12 protein-coding genes are annotated in these 13,758 nt (G+C 65.2%); 7 read left to right on the top strand and 5 right to left on the bottom strand.

Features of this window, described 5'->3' with window-relative positions:
* Positions 1-17: 17 nt before the first annotated feature.
* Positions 18-2,198, bottom strand: coding sequence for an acyltransferase family protein (locus AOT87_RS06135; RefSeq protein ID WP_057969068.1), 2,181 nt, complete (start codon positions 2,196-2,198; stop codon positions 18-20).
* Between the two features lie 122 nt (positions 2,199-2,320).
* Here AOT87_RS06135 and AOT87_RS06130 point away from each other — a divergent pair, with 122 nt between their 5' ends.
* From AOT87_RS06130 to bioD, 3 genes are read left to right on the top strand one after another with little or no spacing between them, the layout of a single operon-like run.
* Positions 2,321-3,643, top strand: a complete 1,323-nt coding sequence (locus AOT87_RS06130; RefSeq protein WP_196326203.1) for an adenosylmethionine--8-amino-7-oxononanoate transaminase — start codon at positions 2,321-2,323, stop codon at positions 3,641-3,643.
* A 54-nt stretch (positions 3,644-3,697) separates the two neighbouring features.
* The gene (locus AOT87_RS06125) at positions 3,698-4,843 is read left to right on the top strand and encodes an 8-amino-7-oxononanoate synthase (RefSeq protein ID WP_057969067.1); all 1,146 of its coding nucleotides are present in this window, start codon (positions 3,698-3,700) and stop codon (positions 4,841-4,843) included.
* Positions 4,840-5,523, top strand: coding sequence for a dethiobiotin synthase (gene bioD, locus AOT87_RS06120; RefSeq protein ID WP_057969066.1), 684 nt, complete (start codon positions 4,840-4,842; stop codon positions 5,521-5,523). Before AOT87_RS06125 ends, bioD begins: the two co-directional genes overlap by 4 nt.
* Here bioD and AOT87_RS06115 read toward each other — a convergent pair.
* Positions 5,516-6,157 (bottom strand): TetR/AcrR family transcriptional regulator C-terminal domain-containing protein, encoded by a 642-nt coding sequence (locus tag AOT87_RS06115; protein WP_057969065.1) that lies wholly within the window; start codon positions 6,155-6,157, stop codon positions 5,516-5,518. The two genes, bioD and AOT87_RS06115, sit on opposite strands and share 8 nt — an antisense overlap.
* Before the next feature lie 61 nt (positions 6,158-6,218).
* Here AOT87_RS06115 and bioB point away from each other — a divergent pair, with 61 nt between their 5' ends.
* From bioB to AOT87_RS06100, 3 genes are read left to right on the top strand one after another with little or no spacing between them, the layout of a single operon-like run.
* A complete protein-coding gene (gene bioB, locus AOT87_RS06110; RefSeq protein WP_030093407.1) occupies positions 6,219-7,253 on the top strand; it encodes a biotin synthase BioB in 1,035 nt (344 codons plus the stop codon).
* Positions 7,250-7,498, top strand: a complete 249-nt coding sequence (locus AOT87_RS06105) for a hypothetical protein (RefSeq protein ID WP_057969064.1) — start codon at positions 7,250-7,252, stop codon at positions 7,496-7,498. Before bioB ends, AOT87_RS06105 begins: the two co-directional genes overlap by 4 nt.
* Positions 7,495-8,205: a DUF2567 domain-containing protein gene (locus tag AOT87_RS06100; protein WP_057969063.1), complete on the top strand. Its 711-nt coding sequence runs from the start codon at positions 7,495-7,497 to the stop codon at positions 8,203-8,205. The genes AOT87_RS06105 and AOT87_RS06100 overlap by 4 nt, the downstream gene beginning before the upstream one ends.
* Here the strand turns inward: AOT87_RS06100 and AOT87_RS06095 are convergent.
* A complete protein-coding gene (locus tag AOT87_RS06095) occupies positions 8,189-9,682 on the bottom strand; it encodes a malate:quinone oxidoreductase (RefSeq protein ID WP_109398737.1) in 1,494 nt (497 codons plus the stop codon). The genes AOT87_RS06100 and AOT87_RS06095 overlap by 17 nt on opposite strands.
* Before the next feature lie 66 nt (positions 9,683-9,748).
* Here AOT87_RS06095 and AOT87_RS06090 point away from each other — a divergent pair, with 66 nt between their 5' ends.
* Positions 9,749-10,663, top strand: coding sequence for a LysR family transcriptional regulator (locus AOT87_RS06090; RefSeq protein WP_057969061.1), 915 nt, complete (start codon positions 9,749-9,751; stop codon positions 10,661-10,663).
* Here the strand turns inward: AOT87_RS06090 and AOT87_RS06085 are convergent.
* Entirely contained in the window at positions 10,660-12,336 is a 1,677-nt protein-coding gene (locus AOT87_RS06085; protein WP_057969060.1) for a hypothetical protein, read from the bottom strand. The genes AOT87_RS06090 and AOT87_RS06085 overlap by 4 nt on opposite strands.
* A gap of 158 nt (positions 12,337-12,494) precedes the next feature.
* Positions 12,495-13,718, bottom strand: a complete 1,224-nt coding sequence (locus tag AOT87_RS06080; protein WP_057969059.1) for an FAD-dependent monooxygenase — start codon at positions 13,716-13,718, stop codon at positions 12,495-12,497.
* Positions 13,719-13,758 lie beyond the last annotated feature (40 nt).

Genomic DNA, 13,758 nt, shown 5'->3' with positions numbered 1-13,758 from the left:
CACCGGAATCGCGCGCCTCACTTGCCCGGCGGGGTGGTCCGCCACCAACCGGTCGCGAGCGCGATCTGGCGTCCCAGCTCCTTGGTCATGGTGCGCATGTAGGTCGCCGAGATGTGGTGAGAATCGTGATACACCAACACGTTTCCTTCGACTACACGACATTTGTCGGAGCGGCAGACGGCCTTGGTCATATCGAGAATCTTGAGCAGTGGGAACTGATTCGCGATGGCGAGCGTGGGATTCACGTCATCGAGCGCGCGGTTGCGATCCATGGCGCACGAATCGGAGGTTCCCCCCGCCGAAATGCAGTCGGCGGCGGTGTAGGTGGTGCCGTCCCTGTCGATCAGCCAGGGCGTGTCGCGCATTCCGAGAACAGGAATCCCCGCCTCGTCGAACGCCGACCAGATGCCCAGGTAGCTATCGGGCATCACATCGCCGGTGCCAAGCGCGGAGCGCGGACGGGTGGTGGTGGTGAAGACGTAGTCGGGGTGTTCCTTGATCAACCGCGCCATCACCTCGTCGACCCATTTCTTGCAATCGGGGTATGGGTCGTTGGACCCGGCGATGCGGGGGACCTCTTCGGTACTGAGCGGGCAACCCATCTTGAGATAGGTGGTGATCTTGAAGTTGTGTTGGCGCCCCAGAATGTCGAGGGCGGTGATCCAGTGTTCGGCATGCGACCCACCGGCCAGTGCGATGGTTCGCGTGGCGTGCGGATTGCCGTAGGTACAGGTGATCACCGCGCGATTGCGGAAGTCGCTGATGCAGTCCTGCTCGGTGGTGATGGGCAGGTCGTCGGAGGCCTCCAGGGTGGTGGGCCGCATCGGGAGGTCGGGCACGCGGTCGCCGTAGAGCAGGGCTCCGGCACCGGGGTAGTCCCGTGGACGCAGGCCGGAGAGCTCCTTGCCGTTGGACCGTTGCACCGTGACATGTTCGAGCCAGGTGAATGAGGTGGCGGTCAGCGCGACCGCCATCAACACGATGGAGGTCCCGAGCGCCAAGGTGGGGCGCCGCAGCCTGGTCCATAGCGTGGAGGGCTGGGCGACCGGCCGGGGGTACCGCAGGGGAGTCTCGACGTATTTGTTGGTCAGGTAGGCCAACGCCAGGGATATGCCGAGGATGGCGGCACCTTCCCACAAGGAGACCTTGGGCTGACCGCTATAGACCAGCCAGTAGACCAGCAGCGGCCAGTGCCATAGGTAAAGGGAGTAGGCCAGTGATCCCAGCTCGACCAGGGGCCTGGTGGCCAGGAACCGGTTCGCCGCAGGTTGTGGTGTGTCGGTGGGCAGATTCGCCGCCGACAAGATGAGGACGAGTGTGGCGACGACGGGTACGAGGGCCAGCGGGCCCGGGAACTCCCGCACGCCGTTAATGAGCGCGCCACAGGACAGGATCGTCGCCAGCGCCGCGATGCTCAGGACCTGGCGAAGCCACATCGGCCAGCGGGTTCCGGCCACCAGCGCGCCCACCAGCACGCCGAGCAGCAACTCCCACGCCCGCGCGAACGTGTTGTAGTAGGCAATCGACTGGAAGTCGAGATGCGCGTAGATCGCGTACCCGAACGATGCGGCGGTCAGGCTTGCGATCACGGCCACCAGGACGGTGCGGATGTGCCTGCCGAGTGGTTTGCGCAGCAGAACCGCCAGCAGATACACCAACGCCAGGAAACCGACGTAGAACTGGCCCTGAACCGACATCGACCAGAGGTGCTGGAGTGGGCTGACCGACTCGCTGGCTGCCAGATAGTCGGCGGCGGTGTTGGCCAGCTCCCAGTTCTGGTAGTAGCCGAGGCTGGCCAGACTCTGCTCGGCGAACGTCTCCCACCGGGTCTCGGGTTGCACTAAGACGGTGAGTACGGCACAGGCCGCCAGCACCAGAACCAGTGCGGGGAGTAAGCGCCGGACCAGTCGCTTCAGTACCGGTACGGGGTTGAGCGAGGCTCCCTGTGTAGTCGCTGTGCGTAGTAGCTTGCTGCCGTAGAAGAAGCCCGAAAGGGTTAAGAAAACGTCAACTCCACCCGACACCCTGCCGAACCAGACGTGAAACACCGCGACCAGAAAAATCGCGATTCCGCGCAATCCGTCGAGGTCGTGCCGATAAAACGCCTTGCTGCTCTTGGGTTTTGGGGTGGCGTCCATCGCCGCGGTGGGAGGCACCTCGGGATCGGTCACGGGTTTGGTTGCTGAGACGAAGAACATTTTCGCCCCCAATGTACCCATGGTTGCCGAGAGTCTCCGCAGGTGCGCGCCAACGGCGTGTGCGCACGAGGCGAATGGCTCCGTGCCGAGGGTTTGTGACAGGCTCGATGATTGTGCCGAGGTTGACACCCGATGAAGTCGGAGCCGTCGATGCTGCGCATCTGTGGCATCCGTACAGCGGGATCGGTGATCCCGATGCCGCGCAACGGCCGCTGGTGGTGACCAGTGCGAGCGGTCCGAACATCACGGTGGTGCGTGATGGCCGATCGGTCGAGGTGCTCGACGCGATGAGCTCATGGTGGTCGTGCATCCACGGCCACGGCCATCCCGCTCTGGACCGTGCGGTGACCGAGCAGTTGGCCTCGATGAGCCATGTCATGTTCGGTGGGCTCACCCACGAACCTGCCGCGCGCCTCGCCCAGCTGCTGGTGGAGCTGACTCCGGCCGGTCTGGAGACGGTGTTCTTCTGCGACTCCGGATCGGTATCGGTGGAAGTGGCGATCAAGATGGCGCTGCAGTACTGGCGCAGCCTGGGGCTGCCCGCCAAACATCGTCTGATGACCTGGCGCGGGGGGTATCACGGCGACACCTTCGCCCCGATGAGCGTGTGCGATCCGGAAGGCGGCATGCACTCGCTGTGGACCGATGTGCTGGTCGAGCAGGTCTTCGCCGAGAAGGTTCCCCACGCGTACGACGACGAGTACACGCGGCGTTTTGAGGCGGAGCTGACCGAGCATGCCGCCGAACTGGCGGCCGTCATCGTCGAGCCGGTGGTTCAGGGTGCCGGCGGAATGCGGTTCCACGATCCGCGCTATTTGGCAGAGCTGCGCGCCATGTGCGACCGGCACGGTGTGCTGCTGATCTTCGACGAGATCGCGACGGGCTTCGGGCGCACCGGTGAGCTGTTCGCAGCCGACCATGCCGGGGTCAGCCCCGACATCATGTGTGTGGGTAAGGCGATGACCGGTGGCTATCTGACCCTGGCCGCGACGCTGTGTACCGCGAAAATCGCGCGCACCATCAGTGACGGTGCGGCGGGCGCGCTCATGCACGGACCGACCTTCATGGCCAACCCGTTGGCCTGCGCGGTAGCGGTCGCTTCGATAGAACTGCTGCAATCAGGGGATTGGAAATCGCGGGTTACGGCGATCTCCGAGGGCCTGCGCAGCGGCCTGGCGCCCGCTGCTGATCTCGATGGAGTTGCCGATGTGCGGGTGTGCGGCGCCATCGGGGTGATTGACATGCAACTGCCCTTGGGTCAGCAGGGCATGCGCATCGCCACCGATGCGGCGCTCGACGCCGGGGTGTGGCTGCGGCCGTTCCGGACCTTGATCTACACGATGCCGCCGTACATCTGCAGCGAGGACGAGATACAGCGGATCGCCGATGCGATGGTGCGTGCGGCGGCGGCGGTGGGGGCCGCGTCGCCAGGCCGAACGCCGTGACGGGGGCTTCCACGTGTGCGCTAACCTGAACACCGTTCAGGAGAGGAGGCGTCGGTGGTCGAGGCATCATCACCGCTTGCCTGGTTGGGTGAGGTGGAGCGTCAACGGGAAGCCGCAGGACTGCGTCGGCGGCTACGTACCCGCAGTGCCGCCGAGCCCGAGATCGACCTGGCGTCCAACGACTACCTGGGCCTGGCGCGACACCCGGAGGTGATCGAGGCCGGCGTCGAAGCCTTGCGGGTGTGGGGTGCGGGCTCCACCGGTTCGCGCCTTGTCACCGGCAACACCGAACTGCATGAAGAGCTTGAGCGGGAGCTCGCCGACCTCATGGGCACACAGTCGGCACTGGTCTTCTCCTCGGGGTACACCGCCAATCTCGGTGCGGTGGTGGCACTTTCCGGTCCGGGAACGCTCATTGTCTCCGATGCGCGCACGCACGCCTCGCTGATCGATGCTTGCCGCCTGTCGAGGGCGCGCGTTGTGGTGACGCCCTATCGCGATACGCAGGCGGTGGCCGCGGCCCTGGCGCAACGCCCCGAGGAACGCGCACTTGTCCTCACCGATGCGGTCTTCAGTGCCGATGGCGCACTCGCACCACTGACCGACCTGTACGGGGTCTGTCGCAGTCACGCAGCGGTGCTGTTGGTCGATGAGGCGCACGGGCTGGGTGTACGCGGAGCCGGTGGTCGCGGGCTGGTCGCCGAAGTAGGTCTTGCCGGACGTGAGGACCTCGTCGTCACCGTCACGCTTTCCAAGGCCCTGGGTAGCCAGGGTGGGGCGGTGTTGGGCTCGGAGGCTGTTCGCGCACATCTGGTCGACGCCGCGCGGCCGTTTATCTTCGACACTGGTCTCGCTCCAGCTGCGGTCGGGTCGGCGCTGGCGGCGTTGCGCCTGATGGCTGCCGAGCCGGAACGGGTTCACGCCGTCCTTGACCACGCGGCCACGCTCGGTCAGTGGTGCGGTTTGGCGGATAGACCTGAGTCCGCTGTGGTGCCGGTGGTGCTGGGAGACCCCACGGTCGCATTCAACGCCGCCAAGGCATGCCTGGAGCAGGGTGTCCGGGTGGGCTGCTTCCGTCCGCCGTCGGTCCCCGAAGGGCAGTCACTGCTGCGCCTGACGGCGCGCGCTTCCCTCACCGATGCCGATATGGATCGGGTACGTGAGGTGCTCGCCGGAGTATTGGCGCTGGCCCGCCGATGACGGTCCTCCTGGTCACCGGAACATCGACGGGAGTGGGGAAGACGGTGGCCACCGCGGCGCTGGCCGCGGCCGCGGTGAGCCAAGGCGTTGAGGTGACGGTGTGTAAGCCGGTGCAAACCGGCGAGGACCGTGACGCCGACGAGGTTGCCCGGCTGTCCGGGGTGACACGCGTCGAGACCTTGGCGCGTTATCCCGAACCGCTTGCTCCGGTGGCTGCGGCATCGCGGGCGGGCCTTCGCCTGCTGGACCACGTGCAGATGGCCACGGCGATATTCGCCCTCGACCGGCCCGGAGCACTGACGCTGGTCGAAGGCGCGGGTGGCCTGCTGGTGGAGTTGGCCGCTGGGGGGAAGACCCTGCGCGATCTGGCGATTGTTCTGGACGCGCCGGTGCTGGTGGTAACCACCGCTGACCTGGGCACGCTCAACCACACCGCTCTCACGCTGGAGGCGCTGGCGGCGCAGTCAGTGCCCTGCGCCGGCCTGGTGGTGGGGAGTTTCCCGGCAGAGCCGGATCTGGCGCAGCGGCTCAATCGTGAGGACCTGGCGAACCAGTTCCAGACGCCGGTGCGTGCGGTGATTCCCGAGGGGGCCGGACGGCTGATGCCCGCGGTCTTCGCCGAGATGAGCGTCGCGCTCTTCGACCCGCAGTGGGTCAAGGAGCTGGTGGCCTCTAACTGATCGGGCTGGACTGGCGGGCCAGCTGGCCGATGCCGTCCACCAGAAGGCGCACGCCAAATCCGAACTGCGCGGTGGGGTCCGTCAGCCCCGCGCCGTCGGCGAGCAATGACTGGCCGTCTTGCAGCGCACCGGCCGAATCCCACTGCAGCCGGGACTGCTCGTCGGCGACATAACCCAAGACGTAGTAGACGATGCTGCGGGCGGCCAGGGCGGCCGGTACCGCGCTCAGTCCGGAGGTGACGGCGGCCTCGGCCAAGCGGTTCACCACCGTGATCATGTGGGAGGTCTGGCCGGAGGCGAAGCTCGCCGACACCAGCTCCGCTCCGTCCTTGTGGGATAGCAGAGCGTCACGCAGGGCGGCACACAGGAATTCGATGCGCTGCTGCCAGGGCACATCGCGACAATCAGTTTCGGCCAAGGGCGCCAGCACGTGATCGGCGACCGCGCCGAGCAGCTGCTGTTTGTTCGCGAAGTGCCAGTACAGTGCGCTCGGCGCGATATCGAGTTCACGAGCCAGCCGGCGCATCGTGAGATCCGCGATCCCGTAGTCGTCGAGAATCGCGGTGGCCCGGCGCACCAGGTCGTATCGGTTCAGCGGGGCGGCGCGCCCCTTGTTTGGCTCGGTGATGGCCATACTCTAACCTGAACACCGTTCAGGATTGAGTATCAGGTTTGGACCTAGTGAGGAGCGCTGCGTGACTCAGGCAGCCGAAGCAACCACCGCGGGCGATACGGATCGCGACATACTGGCTACCGCCCGTGAGCAGGTGCTCGAGCAGGGGGTGGGCCTGACGCAGGATCAGGTCCTGCGCGTGCTCCAGCTTCCCGACGAGCGCCTCGAGGAGCTGCTCGCACTCGCGCACGAGGTCCGGATGCAGTGGTGTGGCCCCGAGGTTGAGGTCGAGGGCATCATCAGCCTCAAGACGGGTGGCTGCCCCGAGGACTGCCATTTCTGCTCGCAATCCGGTCTCTTCGCTTCTCCGGTACGCAGTGCATGGCTCGATATCCCGAGCCTGGTCGAGGCCGCAAAGCAGACCGCGAAGTCCGGCGCCACCGAGTTCTGCATCGTGGCCGCGGTTCGTGGCCCCGACGAGCGCTTGCTGGCTCAGGTCGCTGCCGGTATCGAGGCCATTCGCAATGAGGTCGACATCCAGATCGCCTGCTCGCTGGGCATGCTGACTCAGGAGCAGGTGGATCGCCTCTCGGCAATGGGCGTGCACCGCTACAACCACAATCTCGAAACAGCCAAATCGCACTTCCCGAACGTGGTCACCACGCACAGCTGGGAGGAGCGCTGGGACACCCTCCGGATGGTTCGCGAGGCGGGCATGGAGGTCTGCTGCGGCGGCATCCTCGGTATGGGTGAGACCCTTGAGCAGCGCGCCGAATTCGCCGCCAACCTGGCCGAGCTGGAACCCGATGAGGTTCCGTTGAACTTCCTGAACCCGCGCCCCGGAACGCCTTTCGGAGATCTAGAGGTGCTCCCGGCCGCTGACGCGCTGCGCGCCGTTGCCGCGTTCCGTCTCGCGCTGCCGCGCACCATGCTGCGCTTCGCCGGCGGTCGTGAGATCACCCTCGGTGATCTGGGTGCCAAGCAGGGCATTCTGGGCGGTATCAACGCCGTCATCGTCGGCAACTACCTGACGACACTGGGCCGTCCGGCCGAGGCAGACCTGGAGCTGCTCGTCGATCTGCAGATGCCGATCAAGGCACTCAACAGCAGCCTGTGACCAATAGCCTGTACGTGATGGGTACAGAACCGGTGGCCGCCGGTAAGTACAACGTGTACACCGGCGAATCAATGGACGGGTCGACTGGTCTGGTCATGCCGACGGCGGCACAGCTGGGCTTGGAGCCGCCGCGATTCTGTGCGGCGTGCGGGCGGCGGATGATCGTGCAGGTGCGCCCGGATGGTTGGCACGCGAAGTGTTCACGTCATGGTGAGGCGGACTCCAAGCAGCTCGAGCAGCGATGAGCGCCGGCGAAGAGCCACGGGTAGCGATGAGCGTCGGCGAAGAGCCCGCGACTGTCACCTCGGCGGTCGTGGATCAGGCTGTCGCGCCGCGTTTTTCACACGTCAAGGCGGCCACGGTGGTTTTCGGTGTCCTGGGCGTTGCAGGGGTATTGGTGGGGGCGCTGTGGAGCGTCATCGCACCGGGTGTGCACGGCGCCATCGCCGATACCCGGGACAACGGCCGCGTGTTTGTTCATCTGGGCAATCAGGCCGACAACTTCTTCATCGCGACCACGCTGCTGACGGGGATGGCGGCGGTGGTTGCGGTGGTCGTATCGGCCGCGGCCTGGCAGTGGCGGGCGCATCGTGGCCCGGTGATGGTGGGCGGGATCGCCTTGGGCGCCCTGGCAGGCTCGGCGCTCGCGGCCGGTGTCGGGGCCGCACTGGTCCGGTTACGTTACGGGGCGCTGGATATCGCCGGTGCTCAGCTCGACGAGGGACATCGGATCAAGTATGTCGTCGAGGCTCCCGCTGTCTTCTACGGTCACACGCCCGCTCAGATCGCCGTCACCCTGGCGCTGGCTCCGTGTTTGGCGGCGGTCACGTACATGTTCTGTGTAGTGGCTTGTGTGCGTGACGATCTCGATGCCTGGCCACCGGTGACTGGCCCGCTGTACCGGGTGCCCGTGACCGTCCCGCCGGTCGACGGCGTCAACTCGACGGCCTAGTTTCGTCGAGGCCCAGCGCGCGTGCGGTGACCCGTACGGAGTCGGTGACGGCCGCCGTATCCCAGACGGGGCCCGCGGCACCCGGGATCGCGGTGAACATCGTTGTGCGCCACGACGTGTGCCAGCGCTCCGGGAAGCAGCGTTGGAGGGCCTCGAGCATGATCGGAACCGCCGTGGAGGCGCCGGGGGAGGCGCCCAGTAGCCCCGCGATGGTGTGGTCCGCGTTGACCACCAGTTCGGTGCCTTGCTGGAGTACGCCCACGCGCCGGCGATCGGGCCTGATGAGTTGTGCCCGTTGACCTGCCGGGACAAGCGCCCAATCGCCCGGTTCGGCGGTGGGGTAGTAGCGGCGCAACTGAGCGAATCGTTGACGGGGGCCCGCCACCAGCTGTGTGATCAGGTATCCGATCAGTGAAAGATTCTGGACGAGCGCGGCCGCGATCACATGCATGTTGTGCCAGCGCACCGTGGTGAAGAAATCGATCCATCGGCCGTGTTTGAGGAGCTTGGTGCTGAATGTCGCGTAGGGGCCGAACATCAGATACGGCCGCCCGCCAACCAGGCGTTTGTCCAGGTGCGGTACCGACATCGGCGGTGCGCCGACGGGTGCCTGGCCGTAGACCTTGGTCGTGTGCCGGTTCGCCACGCCGGGATCCCCGCATCGCAGGAACGCGGCACCAACGGGAAGGACAGCGTAACCACGCACCTCGGGAAGGCGGGCGCGTTGCAGTATCCTCAGCGCGTGCCCGCCAGCGCCGACGAACACGCTGCGGGCTCGTATGGTGAAGTCGCCATGGGGATTTAGCCCATTCACCATCCATGAGCCGTCGCTGGCCCGGTTGAGTACGCGCACCTCATGTTCCAGGCGCACCTGTGCACCGCGATCGGTGATCATCTGTGTCAGCGCACGCGTGAGGGCGCCAAAATCGACATCGGTCCCGTCGGGATGCAGGGTGGCGGCGACGGGTTCATCGGGTGCGCGGCCACGCATCACCAGCGGCGCCCAGTCCTCGATGGTGGTGGGGCAATCGCTGAACCGAATTCCCGTGAACATCGGCTCGGCAGAAAGTGTTTCGTATCGACGCCGCAGATAGTCGATATCCCGGTGCCCGAACACCACGTCCATGTGTGCTGCCGGGTGGATGAACGCATCGGGCTCGAGCAGACCGTTCTCGGCGAGATAGGACCACCACTGACGGCTGAGATGGAACTGCCGGGCGATCCCGGTGGCTTTCGCGCCGTCCGCGGGATCGGGCATGTAGTTGAGTTCACAGAATCCGCTGTGCCCGGTGCCGGCGTTGTTCCAGGGACCGCTGCTCTCGGTGGCGAGCGCATCGGCGCGTTCCAGCAGCACAATTCGCCATTCGGGCTCCAGGATTGACAGCATCGAACCCAAGGTCGCCGACATGATGCCGCCACCGATCAACACCACATCAGCATCGTCATGGGCACCGGAGGTGCGCGGGACGTTTGTCATGGCATCCACCATCCGCCGCCGATATTCATTCCGTCCAATGAATGATTGGGCAAGTATCATCCGGTAATGGATCAATGGACATCTCAACTGGCTCCCCAGCTGCGGGCGCTCGTGGAGTTGTCCGCGCATGACGGGCATATGACGCAGGCGGCACTGGCGCTGGATATTCCGCAGTCGTCAATGAGCCGGCGAATCCACTCGCTGCAAACGGCGCTGGGGGTGCCACTGCTCATTCGTGACGGAAGGACGGTTCGGCTAACCCCTGAGGCGCGTCGCCTCGCGGCCCGGGCGCGTGAGCCCCTGGCCGAACTCGATCGCACTCTTGGAGAGCTCACCGGAGATGCGGACCCAGAGCATGGGACGGTGCGTTTCGGGTTCCCGCTCACCATGGGGTCGGGCCATATCCCCGATCTTCTCGCTGCGTTCCGGCACCGACACCCGGGTATCCGGGTACTGCTCAAACAGGCGCACGGAACAGAACTCGGTGCAGAGCTGATGACCGGGAATCTCGACCTCGCCGTCGTGATTCCCGCGCCAGAGCGTCTGCACCACTCCACGATCGGTGCGCAGCGGATTCAGGTCGCGGTACCCATGGATCACCGGCTCGCCAGGGAGACCGGGCTACGCCTGGACCAGCTGACCGGCGAGACATTCATCGCCAATCCGCCCAGCTACAACCTTCGGCAGCTCACCGAGACTTGGTGTCGTGCGGCGGGTTACGTCCCGAATATTGCCATCGAAGTCACCGAGTTCGGCACGATCCGTGAACTCATCAGCCGGGGGCTTGGCATCGCACTGCTGCCGCATGACGACCGCACACCACCAGGTATCCGCGAGATACCGCTGGTCGGCGATGGCTACCACCGATCAATTGCGCTGGCGTGGGGCACCTCCACCCGTGCCGCATCTACTCAGCGCCTGAATGACTTTCTGCTGCAGAATTTCTCGCCGACGGCCATCAACAGCGCTGAGACCGCTTAGTCGTGGCCGCCGCCGCTCGACTTAGACCCGTCACTACCTGACTTGGACGAGCCGCTTGCCGATCCGGCGGACTTGCTCGCCGAGTCGTGCGCCGTCGACGTACTCGGCGGCTTGGATCCGGAGCTCTTGGACTCGGATGGCTTGGTGACCGATGACTTGGTTTCCGATGTCTTGGTCTGGGAAGTCTTCGTCTCCGAGGTCTTTGTCTCGGAAGATTTCGACTCCGCACCCTGTGCCTGGGCATCGGAGGTCTTGCCTGCCGGGTTCTGGGAGCCCGCAGGGTGTCCGGTGGTCGACTGCGAGATGGGTCCGCGGACGGTGCCCTGTGCGCTGACGGTGCCGTGCTCGGTGGTGCTGGCGGCGGGAGCCTTCGGTTTGGCCAGCTTGTCGGTGTTGTCCTTGATCACCGCGGCGGTGGGTGCCTTATCTTCCTTAGTCGAATCCTTCAGATTCTCTGCATCTTTGGCTGGCTTAGTACCCGTGAGCGCCTCGCCGGAATCTCCCTGGGTACCGCCGGCAGCGCTGCCGGGCGTGGCGTCTTTAGGAGCGTCCTTGGGCGACTGATTGGTGGCGCCGGGCGCGGTCTCCGTGGTGTCGGAGATTGCCTTCACGTCCGTCTTCGCGTCCTTGTCGACGGCCGCGGTGGCGGCCTTGTCCTTGCCCGGAGTCTTGGTCTCGGTGCGGTCCTTGATGTCCTTGCTATCAACATCCGCAGTGGTTGCTGCCGCGGTCTTGTCGTCTTCCTTAGCAGCGCCGTTGGTGATGTCTGTGGTGGTTTCCGCTGTGATGGCGGTCTTTTCGAGACTTGCGAGTTTCTGATCGGCTTTCGTCAGGCCCAGAGTCTCTGCGAAATGCGCCTGGGCGTCCTTGAAGGCCTTGGTGAACGGCGCCAATGCCTCGTGAATGGAAGTGGGCGTCGCACCGACCGAATCGGCCGTCGCTTGCAGGGCCAAACCGGGCAGCGGCGGCAGTGGTGGCAGGAAGTAGCGTGCCTCCGCCCACGCGAAATTGATGACGGAGTTGACGATGTCACTGCCGAATCGTCCGAACGAGTTGACGATGTTGGAGAAGCTGGGGTCGTTGATGATCGGGTCGACGAGGTTGTAGACAAAGCTGTTGGCGATGGGCCGAACAAGATTGTCGTAGACGATGCCGATCTGCGCGCTGACGAGGCCGCCGATGACGGGAACAAACCCCGCACCCCACTGCGCCAGGTCTACGCCGTAATCCACCCAGTACTGGATGAACTGATAGGCCTGATCGATGCCATTGGTGATGGAGTTCGCGACGGCGGGACCCGCAGCCGCGGCCACGGGAGCACTGGACCGAGACGGCGCGACGGAGGGGGCGGCAGGCGAGGCTGCCGCCGCACGCGGCTGCGCCAGGAGACTGGCGCTGGTGATCGGAGCGAGCGGGAGCGGCCCGGCCGGTGCGTCGGATGCCCCGGGTGCGCTCGACGGCAGCGGGAACTTCAGCCCGGTCAGCGTGCCCAGCGGGCCGTTGTCGGCTTGTGGCGTGAATGCGAATGAGCTCAGACGAACTGCGGCTGATCGGATGTCGGGGAGCGAGATGGCTTGCGGCGTGCGCGGAACGGCCGTTGGCGCGACAACCATGGCGGTTGCGGTGATAGCGGCCATACCCGCCTTGAACAAGGGATTGGCGGTCCGGTCCATCTCACTCCTCTGTCTGGTTCGAAGCGACCCGGATGTCAGCGTACGGGGTGCTCACGCGTGAATTGGCCACCGCAATGAGGTGGTGTCGGCTAGCAACGCGCTAATCGTCATCGCCAATGACGTTCTGGCGCTTCCTGATCCGGACCGTGGTCGATGTGCTATGGGCGGATCATTCCCTGGTAGTCGCGGATGGCGAAGGTATCGTGGATGCTCAGCGCGCGTGCCGCGACAAGCCGGGAGGCGACGCGTGCCAATGACGGCGGCAAATGACCAAGGATTCGTGCGCCGTGAACAAGAGTCCACAGTCCGAAACGGTTCCTGGGCACCAAGGTGTCCGAAGCGGTCAGGGCCAGTTGACGGCTCCGGCGCACATACTCACCCAGGGCTGCTTCGCAGGCGGGGTAGGCGCGAGTGTGATCGCCTGCCGCGGCCGCGATTTCCCCGGCGAGCACATATGCCCCGACCACGGCCAGACTGGTGCTTCCGCCCACCGCCGGACCCGGGCAGTATCCGGCGTCACCGACGAGCGTGATCCGGCCCTTTGACCAGGTGTCCATCCGCAGCTGGGTGATGGAGTCCATGTAGAACGCGTCGGTCGCGTCCACCTGCGCCAACATCCGTGGCACTTCCCAGCCGAAGTCTGCGAACGCCTCGCGCAATAGCTCCTTCTGCCGTGGTACATCGCGGTGGTGGTACTCAAGTGGTGCCGGCGGGCGGAACAGGAAGAACGCGCGCGCATCCGGGAGTAGCGCGGCGCTGTAGATGCCCGCCATCCGATCGACCCGCGGGAACATCAGAGCGCGGTCGTCCAGCTCTAGGTAGTTGGGTATCGATGCGACCGCGAGATATTCGCCCAGCCAATGCGAATAGCCTGCCTCGGGACCGAATACCAGGTTGCGAACATTCGAGTGCAATCCGTCCGCGCCGATGACGAGTTCGAAGCGGCGTTCGGGGCCCGTCTCGAAAGTGGCGTCAACGCCGGTGCCGTCCTCGGTAAGCGTGGTGATCGAGTCGCCGAAGATGTACTCGGCGGTGCAGGAGCTGGTGTCATACAGGATCTCGCTGAGATCGTCGCGCATGATCTCGACGTGGCGCTGCGAGACGGCCGAGAAGATGAGCGCCTCGGGAAGATCCACCAGGTCAGGCTTACCCTCGCGATGGATGGACAGCAGGTCGGTGCCGACCTTACGAGCCTCGATCCTCTCGAGAGCGCCCATCTTCTCCACGATGTCCATCGCGGGTTTGAACAAATCGACGGCATGGCCCCCTGATTTGCGTGGAGCAGGTGAGCGTTCGACCACTGTGACGTCAAATCCATAGTGCGCCAGCCAGTAAGCCAGCGTGGGGCCGGCGACGCTCGCGCCAGAAATGAGCACCCGCATGTCCGCCTCCTTACTTAACGATCGGTAAGTAAATCGAGCA

Source organism: Mycobacteroides sp. H003 (assembly GCF_001440135.1).
In the GTDB taxonomy this organism is placed as follows: Bacteria; Actinomycetota; Actinomycetes; order Mycobacteriales; family Mycobacteriaceae; genus Mycobacterium; species Mycobacterium gwanakae.
The sequence above is the reverse complement of the archived record's forward strand: the minus strand, read 5'-3'. Positions and strand labels throughout refer to the sequence as shown.

Excerpts from the sequence above, each read along its gene's own strand:
- AOT87_RS06100 (WP_057969063.1), top strand. The coding sequence starts at position 7,495 with ATGAGCGCCGGCGAAGAGCCACGGGTAGCGATGAGCGTCGGCGAAGAG.
- AOT87_RS06090 (WP_057969061.1), top strand. The coding sequence starts at position 9,749 with ATGGATCAATGGACATCTCAACTGGCTCCCCAGCTGCGGGCGCTCGTG.
- AOT87_RS06095 (WP_109398737.1), bottom strand. The coding sequence starts at position 9,682 with ATGACAAACGTCCCGCGCACCTCCGGTGCCCATGACGATGCTGATGTG.
- AOT87_RS06080 (WP_057969059.1), bottom strand. The coding sequence starts at position 13,718 with ATGCGGGTGCTCATTTCTGGCGCGAGCGTCGCCGGCCCCACGCTGGCT.
- AOT87_RS06115 (WP_057969065.1), bottom strand. The coding sequence starts at position 6,157 with ATGGCCATCACCGAGCCAAACAAGGGGCGCGCCGCCCCGCTGAACCGA.
- AOT87_RS06135 (WP_057969068.1), bottom strand. The coding sequence starts at position 2,198 with ATGTTCTTCGTCTCAGCAACCAAACCCGTGACCGATCCCGAGGTGCCT.
- AOT87_RS06085 (WP_057969060.1), bottom strand. The coding sequence starts at position 12,336 with ATGGACCGGACCGCCAATCCCTTGTTCAAGGCGGGTATGGCCGCTATC.
- bioD (WP_057969066.1), top strand. The coding sequence starts at position 4,840 with ATGACGGTCCTCCTGGTCACCGGAACATCGACGGGAGTGGGGAAGACG.